Source organism: Flavobacterium fluviatile (assembly GCF_010645065.1).
Lineage (GTDB): Bacteria > Bacteroidota > Bacteroidia > Flavobacteriales > Flavobacteriaceae > Flavobacterium > Flavobacterium fluviatile.
The window spans coordinates 1-18,741 of the sequence record NZ_JAADZW010000030.1 but is presented as its reverse complement, the minus strand read 5'-3'; the positions used below and the strand labels follow the sequence as shown (position 1 = coordinate 18,741).

The 18,741-nt window shown below is 35.2% G+C and carries 18 protein-coding genes and 1 tRNA gene; 10 read left to right on the top strand and 9 right to left on the bottom strand.

Annotation, left to right across the window (positions count from 1 at the left end; all coding sequences use genetic code 11):
- Positions 1-226: 226 nt before the first annotated feature.
- The 5 genes from pyk to GXM17_RS19445 form a co-directional block, all read right to left on the bottom strand.
- Positions 227-1,660, bottom strand: coding sequence for a pyruvate kinase (gene pyk / locus GXM17_RS19465; RefSeq protein WP_163401211.1), 1,434 nt, complete (start codon positions 1,658-1,660; stop codon positions 227-229).
- A gap of 4 nt (positions 1,661-1,664) precedes the next feature.
- Positions 1,665-2,153 carry an IPExxxVDY family protein gene (locus GXM17_RS19460; protein ID WP_163401210.1) on the bottom strand — a complete coding sequence of 163 codons (489 nt, stop codon included), beginning with the start codon at positions 2,151-2,153 and terminating at the stop codon, positions 1,665-1,667.
- Positions 2,154-2,277: 124 nt separating this feature from the next.
- Positions 2,278-3,018 carry a ribonuclease III gene (gene rnc, locus GXM17_RS19455; protein ID WP_163401209.1) on the bottom strand — a complete coding sequence of 247 codons (741 nt, stop codon included), beginning with the start codon at positions 3,016-3,018 and terminating at the stop codon, positions 2,278-2,280.
- 9 nt (positions 3,019-3,027) lie between these two features.
- On the bottom strand, positions 3,028-4,281 hold the full coding sequence (fabF, locus tag GXM17_RS19450) for a beta-ketoacyl-ACP synthase II (RefSeq protein ID WP_163401208.1): 1,254 nt from the start codon (positions 4,279-4,281) through the stop codon (positions 3,028-3,030).
- A gap of 179 nt (positions 4,282-4,460) precedes the next feature.
- Complete coding sequence (locus tag GXM17_RS19445) at positions 4,461-4,697, bottom strand: acyl carrier protein (protein ID WP_007137004.1); 237 nt, start codon at positions 4,695-4,697, stop codon at positions 4,461-4,463.
- Positions 4,698-4,872: 175 nt separating this feature from the next.
- Between GXM17_RS19445 and purN the strand changes: the two genes are divergently transcribed.
- The 6 genes from purN (at position 4,873) to GXM17_RS19415 (ending at position 9,882) form a co-directional block, all read left to right on the top strand.
- The gene (gene purN / locus GXM17_RS19440; protein WP_163401207.1) at positions 4,873-5,445 is read left to right on the top strand and encodes a phosphoribosylglycinamide formyltransferase; all 573 of its coding nucleotides are present in this window, start codon (positions 4,873-4,875) and stop codon (positions 5,443-5,445) included.
- 61 nt (positions 5,446-5,506) lie between these two features.
- Entirely contained in the window at positions 5,507-5,986 is a 480-nt protein-coding gene (gene rnhA, locus GXM17_RS19435; RefSeq protein ID WP_163401206.1) for a ribonuclease HI, read from the top strand.
- 235 nt (positions 5,987-6,221) lie between these two features.
- The gene (locus GXM17_RS19430) at positions 6,222-6,476 is read left to right on the top strand and encodes a hypothetical protein (RefSeq protein ID WP_163401205.1); all 255 of its coding nucleotides are present in this window, start codon (positions 6,222-6,224) and stop codon (positions 6,474-6,476) included.
- A complete protein-coding gene (locus tag GXM17_RS19425; protein WP_163401204.1) occupies positions 6,434-6,682 on the top strand; it encodes a hypothetical protein in 249 nt (82 codons plus the stop codon). Before GXM17_RS19430 ends, GXM17_RS19425 begins: the two co-directional genes overlap by 43 nt.
- Before the next feature lie 298 nt (positions 6,683-6,980).
- On the top strand, positions 6,981-7,904 hold the full coding sequence (locus GXM17_RS19420; protein ID WP_163401203.1) for a PfkB family carbohydrate kinase: 924 nt from the start codon (positions 6,981-6,983) through the stop codon (positions 7,902-7,904).
- A gap of 79 nt (positions 7,905-7,983) precedes the next feature.
- Positions 7,984-9,882, top strand: a complete 1,899-nt coding sequence (locus GXM17_RS19415) for an amidophosphoribosyltransferase (RefSeq protein ID WP_163401202.1) — start codon at positions 7,984-7,986, stop codon at positions 9,880-9,882.
- A 423-nt stretch (positions 9,883-10,305) separates the two neighbouring features.
- On the opposite strand, the gene GXM17_RS19410 is transcribed toward GXM17_RS19415, so the two are convergent.
- The 4 genes from GXM17_RS19410 to GXM17_RS19395 all read right to left on the bottom strand — a co-directional run bounded on the left by GXM17_RS19410 (position 10,306) and on the right by GXM17_RS19395 (position 13,839).
- Positions 10,306-10,914, bottom strand: coding sequence for a superoxide dismutase (locus GXM17_RS19410; RefSeq protein WP_163401201.1), 609 nt, complete (start codon positions 10,912-10,914; stop codon positions 10,306-10,308).
- Between the two features lie 135 nt (positions 10,915-11,049).
- Complete coding sequence (gene pth / locus GXM17_RS19405) at positions 11,050-11,727, bottom strand: aminoacyl-tRNA hydrolase (protein ID WP_163401200.1); 678 nt, start codon at positions 11,725-11,727, stop codon at positions 11,050-11,052.
- Positions 11,728-12,236: 509 nt separating this feature from the next.
- The gene (locus GXM17_RS19400; protein ID WP_163401199.1) at positions 12,237-12,848 is read right to left on the bottom strand and encodes a 50S ribosomal protein L25/general stress protein Ctc; all 612 of its coding nucleotides are present in this window, start codon (positions 12,846-12,848) and stop codon (positions 12,237-12,239) included.
- Between the two features lie 49 nt (positions 12,849-12,897).
- Entirely contained in the window at positions 12,898-13,839 is a 942-nt protein-coding gene (locus GXM17_RS19395; protein WP_163401198.1) for a ribose-phosphate pyrophosphokinase, read from the bottom strand.
- A 287-nt stretch (positions 13,840-14,126) separates the two neighbouring features.
- Between GXM17_RS19395 and GXM17_RS19390 the strand changes: the two genes are divergently transcribed.
- The 4 genes from GXM17_RS19390 to GXM17_RS19375 all read left to right on the top strand — a co-directional run bounded on the left by GXM17_RS19390 (position 14,127) and on the right by GXM17_RS19375 (position 18,636).
- Positions 14,127-14,206: transfer RNA gene (locus GXM17_RS19390), tRNA-Leu, on the top strand.
- Between the two features lie 498 nt (positions 14,207-14,704).
- Positions 14,705-17,068, top strand: coding sequence for an arylsulfatase (locus GXM17_RS19385; protein WP_163401197.1), 2,364 nt, complete (start codon positions 14,705-14,707; stop codon positions 17,066-17,068).
- 211 nt (positions 17,069-17,279) lie between these two features.
- Positions 17,280-17,762, top strand: coding sequence for a hypothetical protein (locus GXM17_RS19380; protein WP_163401196.1), 483 nt, complete (start codon positions 17,280-17,282; stop codon positions 17,760-17,762).
- Positions 17,763-17,877: 115 nt separating this feature from the next.
- Entirely contained in the window at positions 17,878-18,636 is a 759-nt protein-coding gene (locus GXM17_RS19375; RefSeq protein WP_163401195.1) for a DUF3667 domain-containing protein, read from the top strand.
- The last annotated feature ends 105 nt before the right edge of the window (positions 18,637-18,741 follow it).

The window sequence follows — 18,741 nt, the reverse complement described above, 5'->3', positions numbered from 1 at the left end:
TGATTTAATAAATTAGTTGCTATAATTTATATTTTGTTACAAAACAATCAAATTATATACAATTTGTTAGTATCAGTTTCGTTAAATTTTTGCGGAAATATATTATAACACTTAAAATCAGTTATTTACAACAAAGTATTAAAGTCATGAAAAAGTTTTTTATACAGAAAAGCCACCAAAAATAAATTTTGATGGCTTTTGTATTCAGATGTTCTCCTAAGATAAATTACTCTATCTCAGAAACTCTCATGGTATTAACCATTCCCTTATCTTTAATTGGCATTGCAGCAAGATTAATCAAATAGTCACCTTTTACGGCATAACCTTTTTCTATAGCAATATTATTGACATCAGTTACAGTATCATCAGTACTGCTTTCATTATCATAGAAGAATGATTTAACCCCCCATAATAAATTCAATTGCGTTAAAATTCTTCTGTTTGATGTAAATACTAAGATATGTGCCGATGATGGTCTCCATGCCGAAATTTGAAAAGCTGTATAACCGCTATTTGTCAATGTACAGATTGCTTTTGCCTGAATTGTGTTGGCCATTATAGCCGCTTGCTGACAAATTGTTTTGGTTATGAAACGTTTTGTTTTGATTTGTGGTGTATTTTGAGGTACATGAATCAGCGGAGAATCTTCAACAGCTTCACAAATCTGGGTCATTCTCTGGATTACCTGAACCGGATAATTTCCTGTTGCAGTTTCTCCTGACAACATTACGGCATCAGCACCGTCCATTACTGAGTTTGCAACGTCATTTACTTCAGCTCTTGTTGGTGTCAGACTTGTAATCATTGTTTCCATCATTTGTGTAGCAACAATAACAGGAATTCTGGCAGTTTTTGCTCTGCGAATTAAATCTTTTTGAACCAATGGCACTTCATGCGCAGGAAGTTCAACACCTAAATCTCCGCGAGCCACCATTAAACCATCGCAATAAGCAACAATTTTATCCATGTTCTCAAGAGCTTCCGGCATTTCGATTTTAGCGATAATTGGAATTTTATATTCTGAATGCTTAGCGATTAACTCCTGTAAATCTTGTAAATCACGAGGTGTTTTAACAAACGAAAGTGCAATCCAGTCCACCTTTTGCTCAATAGCAAAAATAGCATCAGCAATATCTTTTTCAGTTAAAGCCGGTAAGGAAATTTTAGTGTTTGGAAGATTAACCCCTTTTTTAGATTTTAATTCCCCTCCCTGAATTACCTTAGCAACAACTTCTGTTTTTTTATCTGTTGAAACAATTTCAAAAATAAGCTTACCATCATCCAACAAGATGCGCTCACCAGGATTCACGTCATTCGGGAAATTCTGATATTTCATGAATACTCTCTGAGCATTCCCTACAATATCTTCAGCCGTTGTAAAAGTAATAATATCACCATCGTTCACAACTGTCCCTTCTTCCATTACACCAACTCTAAGCTTTGGTCCCTGTAAATCTCCAAGGATTGCAGTAGTATATCCAAATTCTTCGTTTAGTCCTCTAATAATATTTATTTTCTCTTTAACTCCTTCATAATCTGCATGCGAAAAATTGATTCTGAACACATTAACCCCTGCTTCGATCATATCCTTAATGATCTCTCTAGTACTACATGCAGGTCCAAGTGTAGCTACAATTTTGGTTTTTTTGTTTGTAAGCATTTCTTTAAAAAATTAAATTGTTTTTTGATTTTATTTTATTGATATCTACAGCATAAATAGCCGCGATACTCTCAATTGTATTTAGCTTTTGCTGTATTTCTGAAAAGTTTATAGCCTCACCACTATTATCGATTTTCAGGAAAAAATCTACTTTTTTGAATTCAGGAAGTAAATGAATTGTTGTTGAAATCTCACTATTTTCATTTGAAAACAAATTCTGAAAATCATTTTTACTCACAGAAATGATTTCATTTTTATTCTGAATCAAATTCCATGAAAGGGCTTTATCAGTATCATAAAAATAAAATCTGGAAAAATTTGCCTCACCTTCCTTAGTCTGAGCATGAATCTCATTTTTGCTCTTACTTAAGTTTATCGGAAGTTTTTTATTGATAAAATAAGCTAATCTATAATCTTCTAAAGAAGTATGGATTGCCATCAAATAATAATCAATTTCGTCAAATTCGTCTAAATCCAATCTATGAATAGCCATGTCATGAAATATCAAGCTGTAAATATACTATTTCTATCGTAGCTTAAACAGTCAGGAACAGTATGTTTTTGTTAATTTATAAACGAAAACGTTATAGCATTAAGAATATTACACTACTTTTTATCTATTTCTTATCCATCTTTTCCTGAAATGCGAAATAAGCCCTTTGTGATGCTTTCTCCTCCGCTTTCTTTTTTGAAGTTGCCCTTGCTCTTGCTACTATCTTGTCATCTATACTCAGTTTAACGCCAAACAAACGCTGCCCGTCAATCCCGTTATCTTCAAAAATATCGTAATGAAAGATTTTTTTTTCTTTCTGACACCATTCAATAACCAGACTCTTGTAACTAATTACTTTTCCTTCAAGCCTGGCAATATCGACATAAGGTATAATAACCCTGTTTTGAATGAATTTTTCACAAAAAGAATATCCAAGATCTAAATAAATTGCACCTATAAGTGCTTCAAAAATATTTCCATGAATATTTTCACCAAAATGCTGGACTGGCACTTTGCTCTCAACAAAACGTACTAAATTTAGATCTTTACCTAATTCGTTCAAATGTTCCCTGCTCACAATTTTGGAGCGCATTTTGGTTAAATAACCCTCATCTCCGTTAGGTGCTTTGTTGTATAAATGTGCAGCAATGACAGAGCTTAACATAGCATCGCCCAGAAACTCAAGCCGTTCGTAATTAATCGGATTTCCTGATGCATCCAATTTATTAGAAGAACGATGTGTAAATGCTTTCCTGTAAAATTCCAGCGAAACCGGCTGAAAGCCAAGAATTTTCTGAATAGTGTCAAAAAAAATCCCGTCTTCTTGAGAACGGGATTTTGAAAATATTTTTTTGATAATATTCATATACAGAAATTAGTCAACTAATTTTTTAAACAATACACAGGCATTATGTCCTCCAAAACCAAAAGTGTTACTCATAGCAACATTTACTTCTCTTTTTTGAGGTTTATTTAAAGTAAGGTTTAATGAAGGATCAATATTTTCATCCACCACAGAATGATTTATTGTTGGAGGAACAATACCGTTTTGCATAGCTAAAATAGAAGCAATAGCCTCAATAGCTCCTGCAGCACCAAGTAAATGTCCTGTCATTGATTTTGTTGAGTTGATGTTGATCGTTTTTGCATGATCCCCAAAGACAGCGCTGATAGCTTTTAACTCAGCAACGTCTCCAAGAGGAGTAGAAGTTCCGTGTGTGTTAATATGGTCAACTTCTTCAGGTTTCATTCCGGCATCTCTCAATGTATTCTGCATTACTGCAATAACTCCAATTCCTTCCGGGTGCGGAGCTGTTAAATGGTAAGCATCAGATGACATTCCGCCCCCGCCAATTTCGCAATAAATTTTTGCTCCTCTGGCTTTTGCATGTTCGTAATCTTCAAGAACTAAGGCTCCTGCACCTTCACCTAAAACAAAACCATCTCTGGTTGCATCAAAAGGTCTTGAAGCTGTTTCGGGGCTTTCGTTTCTTGTTGACAGGGCGTGCATAGAACTGAATCCTCCCATACCTGCAATAGTAACTGCTGCTTCAGAACCACCAGATACAATAACATCGCACATTCCTAAACGAATATAGTTGAAAGCATCAATCAAAGCATTTGCAGAAGATGCACAAGCGGAAACTGTAGTATAGTTAGGACCCATATAACCATTACGCATTGAAATATGCGCTGGTGCAATATCGGCAATCATTTTGGGAATAAAGAAAGGATTGAATTTTGGAGTTCCGTCACCTTTTGCATAGTACATTACTTCATCCTGAAAAGTTTCCAAACCTCCTATTCCTGCTCCCCAGATAACCCCTACTCTTTGCTTGTCAATATTCTCGTCTGTTAATCCCGCATCTTTAATAGCTTCATCACTCGCAGCAATTGCATACTGGGCAAATTTATCTAATCTGCGAGATTCCTTACGATCCATATAATCCTCAATATTGAAGTTTTTCACTTCACAGGCAAACTTGGTTTTATGCTTCTCTGTATCGTAATACGTTATTGGGGCAGCACCGCTAACACCATTAATAAGTGCATCCCAATACTCCTGGATATTATTCCCGATGGGAGTAAGAGCACCTAATCCTGTTACAACAACTCGCTTTAATGCCATAAATATGTATTTTGTATCTTTAAACAAATAAAACCCACGCTTTCTTAATTGTATTGTTTACTTAAGAGCCATGGGCATTACAATATAAATATATCTTTTGGATTGAAAATCAATCGAAATTTAAATTTTAAAATAATAACACCCGAATCTAAAGTAAATCAGAATCGGGTGTGATATTATTATTTTTTAGCTTCCTCGATATAAGAAATAGCTTGACCAACAGTAGCAATGTTTTCTGCTTGATCGTCCGGAATCTGAATATCAAATTCTTTTTCGAATTCCATAATAAGCTCAACAGTGTCTAATGAGTCAGCTCCTAAATCATTAGTGAAGCTTGCTTCTGTTACAACTTCGTTTTCGTCAACACCTAATTTGTCTACGATAATCGCTTTTACTCTTGATGCAATGTCTGACATAATCTTTAATTTTAGAATTTAATTTGTTGGCAAAAATAAAAAACTTTATTTTAAAACAACTATTTAGTTAATAAATGTGTTACTAATTTATAAAATTAATTTCAAGAAAGGTCTTTCAATACTATTTATTTTGATTTTTTATTCCGTTTTTTGCATTCTCAAAATAAATTTTATTATGAAAAAAATTATCATTTTTGCCTCAGGATCAGGAAGTAACGCAGAAAACATTATTACCTACTTTAAAAAAAACCAAATCGCAAAGGTTGTTTCTGTGTTTACAAATAATGCCACTGCAAAAGTCATTGAAAGGGCAAAAAATCATCAAATTCCAGTCGAAATATTCTCAAAAAACGAACTTTTAGAACATAATATCTTACAAAAAATACAGGAAATCGACCCGGATTTGATTGTTCTGGCTGGTTTTTTACTCAAATTCCCTGAAAACATAATTGAGCAATACCCTCACAAAATAATCAACATCCATCCGGCGCTTTTACCTAATTATGGAGGAAAAGGAATGTACGGCATGCACATACACAGAGCTATTGTGAATAACAAGGAAAAAGAAACCGGGATTTCAATTCATTATGTAAACGAACATTATGATGAAGGCGCCATTATTTTTCAGGCCAATGTTACTTTAACGGATGAAGATACTCCTGAAACGGTTGCTGAAAAAATTCATGAACTGGAACAAAAACATTTTCCGGAGATTATCCAGACTATCTTAGAACAACAAATTGTTTAGATCATTAGAAAATCTAACGATCTGATTAATCTAAAAATGTCTAAAATCTAAGAGGTCTAAAATGAGTCACGAAGTACATATATATACAGACGGTGCTGCAAAAGGAAATCCGGGTAATGGCGGCTACGGGGTCGTGATGGAATTGGTGGGTACTCCGCATAAAAAAGAATTCTATGAAGGTTTCCGCCTAACAACTAATAACAGAATGGAACTTTTAGCAGTAATTGTTGGTCTGGAGAAATTAAAAAAACCTAATATGAAGGTTTTAGTTATTTCAGATTCTAAATATGTTGTAGATTCTGTTGAAAAAAAATGGGTTTTAGGCTGGGAGAAAAAAGGCTTTTCCGGAAGAAAAAATGCCGATCTCTGGAAACGGTTTTTAATTGTTTATCGCAAACATCAGGTCAATTTTAAATGGATTAAAGGCCATAATAACCATCCGCAAAACGAACGCTGTGATCAACTGGCTGTTATGGCATCGATGCAGCCTAAACTTTCTGTGGATTCTTTCTATGAAACAGCCGATTCTAAACTGATATAAATAAAAAAACGTGTCGGAAATTTAATCCCCATACGTTTTTACACTAACTTAAAAATCTTTTGCTGCTCTTATCTAAAGTCCTTTGCTGTTCCAAATCCGATTAATAGACCAACTTCTGGTTCTGGTAGGGGTTTTGAAGAATTATTTTTATAAGAAGTATCAACTATAATTTTTATATATCCGATTTGAATCTATTTTTATTGTAACTTTGTATCAGTTCATTAAATTAAAAAAAATGATACAAAAAACCATTACTCCTAATGATAAAATTGTTAATCTTTCTTTTGAAATTCCAAAAAAATATATTGGAAAATCATTAAAAGTATCAATTGATTTTGATAATGAAACCGATCAAATTGAAAGTAATTTATCCAAAGAAGACTTCGTAAAATGGATTAAAAATGCAGAAAAATCCCCGACAATGTCTTTAGAAAAATTTAATGAGAAATGGGAAGAAAAAAAGTTGAAGATTCAAAACAATATACCTTAGATATTTCTGAGAATTATTTCCAAAACTTAGAAGAAATCGTTGACTATATTGCTTTTGAAAAACAACAACCTTTAAACGCAATTAAAACTGGTAATGGAATAAACAAAACGATGAACAAAATCGTTGAAAACCCTTTGATTTATTCCCAATGTGAAAATATCCCAACTAAATCTAAAATCTATAGAGAAGCAACTTATAAAACTTAGTTAATAGTTTTTAAAGTTAAAAATTACCACATTACTATTCTTGGTATTGTAAGCGGAAAAAGAAAACCATCCTCATTCAAAAAACTGCGATAAAAAATAACTTTTCGCAAAATATAAATTGCATTTTAAATCCGGGTAACCTATTATAAGCTTCTCCGAAAAACAATTTTAAACAATTCATTTACAACAGTTTTACTTCAAAATCGTTGCCATTATTTTATGAAAATTTTGAGATTGCAAACCGTTGCAATATTGTAACATATAAAGTATCTTTGCACCTTAATTCGAAATTCATAAAATGAATAAATTATTGATTGTTGGAACAGTTGCTTTCGACGCGATTGAAACCCCTTTCGGAAAAACAGATAAAATATTAGGCGGAGCTGCAACTTACATTGGTTTATCAGCCTCATTTTTCAACCTGCAATCAGCCATAGTTTCTGTAGTTGGCGACGATTTTCCTCAGGAACATTTAGATCTTTTAACGTCAAAAAATATCGATATCTCCGGAATCGAAATTGTAAAAGGCGGAAAAACATTTTTCTGGAGCGGTTTGTACCACAACGATCTGAATTCAAGAGACACTTTGGTAACAGAGTTGAACGTGTTGGCAGATTTTCAGCCAAAAGTCCCTCAAAGCTTTAAAGATGCTGATGTGGTAATGCTAGGAAACCTGCACCCTTTAGTACAAAGCAGTGTTTTGGATCAAATGGAGAAAAAACCAAAATTAGTGGTTTTAGACACCATGAACTTCTGGATGGACTGCGCTCTTCCGGAATTACTGGACGTTATCAAGCGTGTAGATGTTATTACCATCAATGACGAAGAAGCAAGACAGCTTTCCGGTGAATATTCATTAGTAAAAGCCGCTGCCAAAATCCAGGATATGGGACCAAAATATGTGGTGATCAAAAAAGGAGAACACGGCGCACTTTTATTCCACAACAGAGAAGTATTCTTTGCACCGGCCTTGCCATTAGAAGAAGTTTTTGATCCAACCGGAGCGGGAGACACTTTTGCAGGCGGATTTTCAGGATTTATTGCACAAAGTGAAAACATTTCGTTTGGAAACATGAAAAACGCAATTATTTACGGTTCAAATTTAGCTTCGTTCTGCGTCGAGAAATTCGGAACCGAAAGGATGGAAACACTAAGCAAAGCCGAAGTAGCGATTCGATTACAGCAATTTAAGTCGTTAACTCAGTTTGACATAGAAATATAATGCCTAAGAGCCTCGATAAAACGGGGCTTTTTTATTACGTTAATACACACAACTTACAACAACACAAATACAGAACACAATGAGCGACGCTTTAAAACACGAATGTGGTATAGCCTTAGTCAGACTTCTTAAACCGCTTGAATATTATAAAGAAAAATACGGAACTGCATTTTACGGAATTCAGAAGATGTATTTAATGATGGAAAAACAGCACAATCGTGGTCAGGATGGTGCCGGTTTTGCAAGCATCAAATTAGATGTAGAACCTGGAGAACGTTATATCAGCAGGGTTCGTTCAAACCATTCACAGCCTATTCAGGATGTTTTCAAGCAGATCAATGAGCGTATCAGTGAGGAACTGAAAGCAAATCCTGATCTTGCTGATGATATCAAAGAATTAAAAACAAGTATTCCGTATGTTGGAGAATTGTTTTTAGGACATGTTCGTTACGGAACCTTCGGAAAAAACAGCATAGAAAGCGTTCACCCCTTTTTACGTCAGAGCAACTGGATGCACCGTAATCTGATTTTGGCAGGAAACTTTAATATGACCAATGTTAAAGAGCTTTTCCAAAATCTGGTAGAACTGGGGCAACATCCAAAAGAAATGGCCGATACCGTTACTGTAATGGAAAAAATAGGTCACTTTTTGGATAAGGAAGTAATGCAATTGTATCAGGACTGTAAAGCAGAAGGCTACTCTAAAAGAGAAGCATCGCCGGTGATTGCAGAGCGCCTTGATATCGCTAAAATCTTAGCTCGTTCGGCTAAAAATTTAGACGGAGGTTATGCAATGGCCGGATTATTAGGTCATGGTGATGCATTTGTATTTAGAGATCCGGCGGGTATTCGTCCGGCCTATTTCTATCAGGATGACGAAGTTGTTGTTGTAGCTTCAGAAAGGCCTGTTATTCAGACTGTATTTAATGTCCCTTTTGAAAGTGTTCAGGAAATTGAACCGGGCAATGCATTGATTATAAAGAAAAGCGGAAAGGTTACTATGAATCAAATTCTGGAACCAACCGTTAAAAAGGCGTGTTCTTTTGAAAGAATCTACTTTTCAAGAGGAAGTGATGCCGAAATTTACCAGGAACGTAAAAATCTGGGAAAATTAATTTTACCGGCTGTCCTTGAATCAATCGACAGCGATACAGACAACACCGTTTTCTCTTATATTCCAAATACGGCAGAAACCTCTTTTTATGGCTTAGTCGAAGCCGCTCAGGATTTCTTAAATCAGAGAAAAAACAATTATATTTTAGAAAACAGAAATACATTAACCGCTGAAACACTTCAGGAATTACTGGCTGTAAAAATACGAACAGAAAAAGTTGCCATCAAAGATGCAAAACTAAGAACTTTTATTACAGAAGACAGCAGCCGTGATGATCTAGTAGCCCACGTTTACGATGTCACCTACGGAGTAATTAAGCCGGAAGATAATCTCGTAATTATTGACGACAGTATTGTTCGGGGTACGACATTAAAAATGAGTATCATTAAAATGATGGATCGCCTGAAACCAAAGCGTATTGTAATTGTTTCTTCAGCTCCGCAAATTCGTTACCCGGATTGTTACGGAATAGATATGGCAAAATTAGAAGGTCTTGTAGCTTTCAGAGCTGCTTTAGATTTACTTAAGGAAAGAAATTTATATCATATTGTTGATGAAGTCTATGCAAAATGCAAAGCTCAGGAAAATTATGCAGATACTGACGTTGTAAATTATGTAACAGCAGTTTATGACCAATTCACTCCTGAAGAAATTTCTGACAGAATTGCTGATATGTTAAGTTCTCCTGAAATCAATGCCGAAGTAAAAATTATCTTCCAAAAAGTAGAAGATCTGCATACTGCCTGTCCGAAAAATCTTGGCGACTGGTACTTCACCGGAGACTACCCAACACCAGGCGGAAATCGTGTTGTCAACAGAGCATTTATAAATTTTTATGAAGGAAAAAACGCAAGAGCATACTAAAAAAAAAGTTAAAAAATGCATTTCATCGGATTTTTTTGCATTTCATCCTATATTTTTGGCAAAACTGTAATACTGACCTATCTTTGAAGCACCATAACATTAGTAGGTTAAGTTTATGGTAGATTTGGGGCAAAAAAGGTGGGAGAAATCTCACCTTTTTTATTTCGGTAAAGTTTAAATTCAGAAAGAAATCATTTAATCGGATATTATTGCATTTAATCAGAAATATTTGATGTAAACAATATTGTATAATATATTTGAATTGCCATAAAATTAAGTAGGTTAAGTATTATGGTAATTTGGGGCAAAAAAGGCGGAATTACTTCCGCCTTTTTTATTTTCTTTTCAAGAGAGAAATTCCACAAAATAAAAAGACGGATAACACAAAGTTATCCGTCTTTTTTATGTCTTTACTCTATTTTCTTATTTATCTAAAGCAAATCTTCTTGCCACTTCTGTCCAGTTAATTACACTGAAGAAAGCTTCAATGTAATCCGGTCTTCTGTTTTGGTAATTTAAGTAGTAAGCATGCTCCCAAACATCCATTCCTAAGATTGGAGTTCCACCGCAGCCCACTTCCGGCATTAATGGATTGTCCTGGTTTGGGGTTCCGCAAACGTCTAATTTTCCGCCTTTTTGAACACACAACCAAGCCCATCCTGAACCAAATTGTGTCGCTCCTGCTTTAGCAAATTTTGCTTTAAACTCTTCGAAAGATCCAAAAGAAGATTCGATAGCTGCTAACAAATCACCTGTTGGCAATCCGCCACCATCTGGAGCCATTACTGTCCAGAATAAGTTGTGGTTGTAAAAACCTCCACCGTTGTTACGAACTGCAGCGTTTGTTTTATCTAAGTTGATTAAGATATTTTCGATTGTTTTTCCTTCTAAATCTGTTCCGGCAATAGCAGCATTTAGGTTTGTTGTATACGCATTATGATGTTTTGTATGATGGATTTCCATTGTACGCGCATCAATATGTGGTTCTAATGCGTCATAAGCATAAGGTAATTGTGGTAATTCAAAAGCCATGATATATGATTTTTATGATTTATAATAATTTATTCAAATTTATACATTTAACTTTGGAATAGAAAATTCTATTTCGTTTAAATTGAATTAAGTTAATTGATAATTGTTGTTTTTACACCAAAATCCTGTAAATCTTTACTTTCCGTTAAAAGTTGTCATTGTATTTTCTAATCCTGCCGTACCGAAAGATTTGATAATTTCTGAAGCTATTTCTAACCTTTCAGGTAATTTTGCTTTTTCCTCTTCATCCCATTCTCCTAAAACGTAGTCAACCTGCTGCCCTTTTTTGAACTGATCGCTGATGCCAAATCTAAAACGGGTATACTGCTGCGTATTTAGAACCAGATTGATGTTTTTAAGTCCGTTATGGCCTCCGTCACTTCCTTTTGGCTTGATTCGGATAGTTCCGAAAGATAGGTTTAAATCATCTGTTATGACCATCACATTTTCAAGCGGAATATTTTCTTTATCCATCCAGAATTTTACTGCTTTTCCGCTAAGGTTCATGTATGTGTTTGGTTTTAACAGCAAAAAAGTTCTTCCTTTAAATTTATATTCGGCCAATGAACCCAATTTTACGGTTTCGAACGATAGGCTTTCTTTTTTGGCTAAAAAATCCAAAACTTTAAATCCGATGTTATGTCTGGTATTTACATACTCGGCTCCGATATTTCCTAATCCAACTATTAAATATTTTTTACTCACGCTTTTTATATTGTTTTTTTGGTGTTCGTGAACTTCCGGTTTTATAATATTTTGTGTGTTTTCTTCTTTAGGTGTTGATGAAAACAGGTTGTTTATCCATTTTATCATGTTTGCAAAAATAGGGTTAATCGGGGAATTAGGAAATGTGTTAATTAGATAATTTGAAAATTAGATTATTGATTTTGGATGATCAATTTAATGCCAAAGTTCGCGATAAAGTTTTCTCGCAGATTTTGCAGATGAAGCAGATTTTATTTTTCTGATTTCTTTTCCAGACTTACTCTTTTTTGCCCTCAACTTATGAAATTTTCTAATAAAAAACTAAACTTCTGGCTAGCCCTGACAGCAGCGGCATCCTTTTTCTTGCTTCTTTAGCAGGGAAAAGATATAGCGGATGGCAGGAATGTCACGTCTTGAAAACCCGCAAACATTCTGCTTCTAAAAAACAAATCATAAAAAAGGCTTCGACTCCGCTCAGCATGACAAACATTTAGCGTATCAGACTGAGCGGAGTTCGAAACCGTTTAAAGATAAAAATCTTAGTATTTCAGCACCTTAGACACTAAAAAAAAAAGCCCCAACCGTAAGATTGAGGCTTTTTGTATGATTGAAAAAAATTATTTTTTCTTTCCTTTTGCAGGAGCTTTTGCAGCTTTTGCAGCTTCCTGAGCAGCTTTCATAGCAGCACGAGAAATTCTTACCTGAGCTACAACTGTGTTGTCCGGATGCATAATTTTGTACTCTGGCTTTCCAACTTTAGTAACATATAATTTGTTACCCATTTCAAGTGGCGTAATGTCAGCTTCAACAAAATCAGGAAGATTTGCTGGTAAAGCTTTAACTTTTAATTTACGTTGGTTTAAACGTAAAACACCACCCGCAAGAACACCTTTAGATGTACCAACAATTTTCACAGGAACTTCCATTGTGATTTCCTTATCATCAAATAACTGGAAGAAGTCAATGTGCAAAATTTTGTCCGTTACAGGGTGAACCTGGATATCCTGCAAAATTGCATTGAATGATTTTCCTTTACCAAGCTCAATCACAACTGTGTGTGCGTTTGGAGTGAAAACCAAGTTTTTGAAAGCCGCAGCTTCTGCTGAGAAGTGTACTGCCTGATTTCCTCCGTATAACACGCAAGGAACCGCTCCAGCATTACGTAAGGCTTTAGTTGACACTTTGCCCACGCTTTCTCTTTCTGATCCTTTAATTGTAATCGATTTCATTGTAAAAAAATATAGTTATTAAAAATATTCAAATTTTATTATAGTCAGACTACATTATAAATTTTCCACTGATGGAATTGTTGTGGTGTACCATGTGCATCACTTCGGCAAAAAGAGGCGCACAACTCACTACTCTGATTTTATTTGATTCTTTCTTTAACGGAATAGAATCTGTAACGATTAATTCTGTTAGTTTCGAATTTTCAATTTTCTCATACGCACCGCCTGATAATATAGGGTGTGTACAAATTGCCCTAACGCTTAATGCACCTTTTTCGATCATCAGGTCTGCCGCTTTTGCTAAAGTACCACCAGTATCAATCATGTCATCTACTAAGATTACATTACGTCCTTTCACTTCACCAATCAGTTCCATAGTGTCGATAACGTTGGCTGCTTTTCTTTGTTTGTAACAGATTACCACATCTGATTCTAAAAACTTAGAATACGCATAAGCTCTTTTTGAACCTCCCATGTCCGGAGATGCAATGGTTAGATTGTCTAATTTTAAGCTTTCTACGTATGGTAAAAAGATAGTTGATGCAAATAGATGATCTACCGGTTTTTCAAAAAAGCCCTGAATCTGGTCTGCATGCAAATCCATTGTCATTACTCTTGTCGCTCCTGCAGCACTTAACAGATTGGCGACTAATTTAGCCCCAATCGGAACTCTTGGCTTGTCTTTTCTGTCCTGTCTTGCCCAGCCAAAATAAGGCATTACAGCTGTAATATGCCGTGCAGATGCACGTTTAGCAGCATCAATCATCAACAACAATTCCATCAAATTATCGGCTGTTGGAAAAGTGGAACAAACGATAAAAACACGTAAACCTCGTATTGATTCTTCGTAAGACGGCTGAAATTCTCCATCGCTATACGTTGACATCGTTACTTTCCCTAACGGAATTCCGTACTCTTTTGCAATTTTTTCTGCAAGATAAACACTTTGTGAACAAGCAAAAATTTTAGCTTCTGGTTCTAGGTGCGACATTATAATTTGTTGTTTTATTCCTTGGTTTTCTATGGAGTCCGGCTAAATTTATTTTTTCAGTCAAACCCTGTATCTCCCTCGGATGTAGTTAGTTGTGTGTGCTTCGTTTTAACGAGGTGCAAATTTATAAAATTTATTGGAGACTGAAAGGAAATTTTCGAGTATTTTTAGCAGAACTTTTAATTTTATTTTTTACATTTGCACCGTGTTAAAGGAATGATATCATTTATGACTTCATTCTATTGCGTTAAAACAATCATTTTTTGATGGTTTTTTTCGTCTGCTAAGCCCGGATGGCGGAATTGGTAGACGCGCTGGTCTCAAACACCTGTGGGAAACCGTGCCGGTTCGACTCCGGCTCCGGGTACTTAAAAAGTCTGTAATTACTTGTTTTCAAGAGTTACAGGCTTTTTTATTTTAAATTTGACCTAACAAGCCCTTCTTGTTTTTGTATTTTTTAAAATTTTACTCGCAGGTTTGTCATTCCCTTTTCAAAATTATTACTATTAAATCTATACAAGTCTAATCATTCTGAGATCATGTAAGGCAATTACAAGGACTTGACATTTAATTCTTATTTTTTAATCATCTTGCAAAGCAAAATATCCGTTTGTTATGTTTTTTGCATTTGGTATATCAAACCTACATGATTTTACTAGCAGAATTTATTGCACCATAGTTTCAAAACAGGAAGAAAAAAAAAACGATTTAGTCCCTAATAACAAACAACATTGTTTTTTATTGAAAATCAGTGTTTTATATATATTTTTTTGTACTTTTAACTAAATATTTGTAATCCATATATTGTTATAATAATTGTCCTGCCTAATTAAATTCTATTTATTCACTTAATATAATTTACAGTATGAAAACAAAATACTCCTGTTTTTTGCTTTTAATCAGCAATGTGTTTTTGACTTTCGGTCAGGATGTGTTACCTTTTCCTCCCACACCTTCAGCCAGCAAAGCCGGACTGATTATCAAAACTTCAACCTATCAAAAAAGATCAGACCCAAAACGACTGCCTGCAGATGCGCCTAATATCCTGATTATACTAATGGATGATGTAGGCCCTGCAACTCCAAGCACATACGGAGGCGAAATAAACACACCTACATTAGACCGTGTTGCAAAGCTCGGTATATCTTATAATCGTTTTCACTCTACAGCCATGTGTTCGCCAACCAGAGCATCCTTGCTCACAGGGAGAAACCACACAGTAGTAGGCAACGGACAAATTTGTGAATTGGCCAATGACTGGGACGGATTCAGTGGAACCATCCCAAAAACTGCTGCAACAGTTGCTGAGGTATTAAAAAATTATGGTTATAATACCAGTGCATTCGGGAAATGGCATAATACCCCGGCTGAACAAACAACTACAAAAGGACCTTTTGACTATTGGCCGACCGGTTATGGATTCGAATACTTCTATGGCTTTCTTGCCGGTGAAGCTTCACAATATGAGCCAAATATGGTACGCAACACTACTTTTGTTGAGCATCCGCATCATACTGAGGGTCATGACTATTACCATTTGACAGAAGATATTGCAGACGATGCCATTCATTGGTTACGCGAACAGCAGGCATTTTCGCCTGAAAAGCCTTTTCTAATGTACTGGGCTCCCGGTGCTGCACACGGCCCTCACCATGTAATGAAAGAGTGGGCAGATAAATACAAAGGCAAATTTGACGATGGCTGGGACAAATACCGTGAACGTGCTTTTGCCAGACAAAAAGAATTAGGATGGATCCCAAAGGATACCCAGTTAACGTCGCGTGATGCCACTATGGCATCCTGGGAAAGCATTCCGGATGATGAAAAACCATTTCAAAGACGATTAATGGAAGTATTTGCAGGTTTTGCCGAACATGCAGATTATAATGCCGGACGTATTATTGACGAATTGGAGCAGCAGGGAAAATTGGATAATACGCTGATATTTTATATCTGGGGCGATAATGGTTCTTCTGCTGAAGGCCAGAATGGGAGCATTAGTGAACTACTCGCTCAAAATGGAATACCTACTACTATTTCTCAACACATTAAAACACTAAATGAACTTGGAGGCCTGGATGTCCTTGGTTCTCCCAAAACAGACAATATGTACAATGCCGGATGGGCATGGGCAGGCAGTACGCCTTATAAATCCACTAAATTGGTTGCTGCACATTTTGGAGGCACAAGGCAGCTATTGGCTATAGCATGGCCGGAAAAAATCAAACATGACAACACACCACGCACACAATTTCACCATGTGATAGATATTGTTCCTACTATTTATGAAGCCGTTAAAATTACTGCACCACAAACTGTCAACAATTTTACACAGGATCCTATTGATGGGGTAAGTATGGAATATACTTTTGCAGATGCCAAAGCAAAAGACACTCACAAAACGCAATTCTTTGATATTATGGGAAGCCGGGGAATTTATAACGACGGATGGTATGCCTGTACTTTCGGCCCAAGGATTCCATGGGTTCCCGGACTTCCAAAAGGTATTTTAGACTGGAATCCGGAAAAAGATGTATGGCAATTGTATAATATTAATGAAGATTGGAGTCAGGCAAATGACCTTTCTGCAAAAATGCCGGATAAACTTGCAGAAATGAAAAGCTTATTTTTAGTTGAATCTGCAAAAAATAAAAACCTGCCTATTGGAGGAGGTCTTTGGTCTGTGATATTTCATCCTGAAGATGCTCCGGCAACGCCTTACACAAACTGGAAATTTACAGGAACTGTGACCCGTATGCCAGAATTTGCTGCTCCAAAGCTCGGGAAATTCAATAATACAGTCAGCATGGATATAACCGTTCCGGAAAATGCTAATGGTGTACTGTATTCGCTTGGCGCTTTTTCAGGCGGACTCAGCTGCTACATAAAAGACGGAATATTATGCTATGAATATAACCTCTTTGAAATCAGCCGCACCCAAATTAAAGCGAAGGACAAACTGCCTAAAGGAAAAGTAAATATCACCGTTGAATCAAAGCTAATCAGCCCTAAACCAGGATCTGCGATGGATATCATTATTAAGGCTAACGGCAAAGCAATCGCTCAGGGTCAGGTGCCTGTGACAGCTCCGCTTATATTTACGGCAAATGACTGTTTTGATATAGGAAGCGATCTTGGATCACCAGTGTCCACTGACTATTATGATCAGGCACCTTTTGCCTTTAATGGGACAATTGGAGCAACTAAAATTTCTTATCCTAAAAAATAAACAAACTCTCTGCTTTCAATGAATCTTCACAATTACCTGCAATCAATCTCAGCAGCTGTTAGAAATGATTATTAACAGGCCTGTTATAGCATGGTATTGTTACTGACTACGTTTCTGCTTATCAGTTTGGACCTGGAGACTCACTTAGTTACGACTTTAATAAACAAACAAAAAATTAAACCCTTTTTAAAAACTATTAAAAAATAGAATTATGAAAAAATTACTGCTTTTATTTGTTCTTACTGTCTCTGTTAATTGCTTTGCCCAGTCCGTTATTGATGATGAGATAACCATTATACAGGACATTTATGGAAAATCCAAATGGGATCTTGTAAAAGAGTTCATGAATCTTTCCGATTCACAGACTGCGACATTTCAGGAAATTTATGATAAATATGAAACAGAAAGAAAAGAATTAGGAAGAAAAAAAATTCAGATTATTGATGAATATGCCAAAAATTACTCCACACTAAGTCCTTCCAAAGCGGATGAATTAACACAGGCAAATTTTAAAAACAATATGGATTTAGATAAACTACTATTTAAATCCTATACAAAGGTAAAAAAAGAATTAGGAGAAATTAACGCCGCTAAATTTGTACAGTTAGAACAATATCTGCAGGTAACCATAAGATCTTCAATTCAGGATTCTATTCCTTTTATTGGGGAAATGAATAAATCAAAAAAAGAATAAAGAAAGTTACACATAACTAAAAGAAACAATTCGGTGAATTGTTTCTTTTAGTTTTAACACAAACAATTAATTATTAGGAGGTTTTTAATTATAAATATAAATTTGCATTACCCCTATGAGTCACAATGCTAAAATAACCTGCAAAAATTGTGAGACAAATTTCTACGGTCATTATTGTCCAAATTGTAAGCAGTCTTCTAAAACAGGTAAAATAACCTGGCATGAAATGTTTCATTATATCTTTCATGCATTTTCACACCTTGATAAGGGGATTTTTTATACCGCAAAAGAAATGTTTCTTCATCCCGGAAAAACAATCCATGATTATATTGATGGCAAAAGAGTGCGTCATTTCAACCCTCTTTTATTTTTAATTTTGTTAGGCGGAATGGCTTCGCTTCTCTTTACTGCATTTGATGTAGGAGCTATTCAAGAAAGATTAAATACCGAATCTATTGAAAAAATTAATCCTCTTTTTGCTCATAAACATTATACTATTATCGGATTTGTCATTCTTATATTTTTAACTATAACAGATTTTGTTTTTTATCGCAAACACGGATATTCAATACCTGAATTATTGGTTTCTAATGCATTTCAAATTGGAGAACTTTTGATTTTTTTAATATTTATGCTGCCTTTCTTGTATTTTCAAAATTATATCAATGCCAGATATCAAACCAATATTGAATTGCGTTATTTCATTTTGATTGTCTTCTATTTCTATTTGTTTTGGGTAAGACACCAGCTTTACGGCAAAATAAAAACTGATTATGTACTCTTGCTTAAAATTGTGTTACAGTTAATATTATTGTGTGTCATAGTTCAATACCGAATTGCAAAACCGCTGATAGATGCAATTCCTCAATTTTAGAAAAATCATATTATGACAGAGAAATTAAGGGTCAAGAACAAAACTTGGGGAGGAATTGAAGATTTCCTAACTTAGCCATCAAATTAATACTCTTTGGAAAATTAC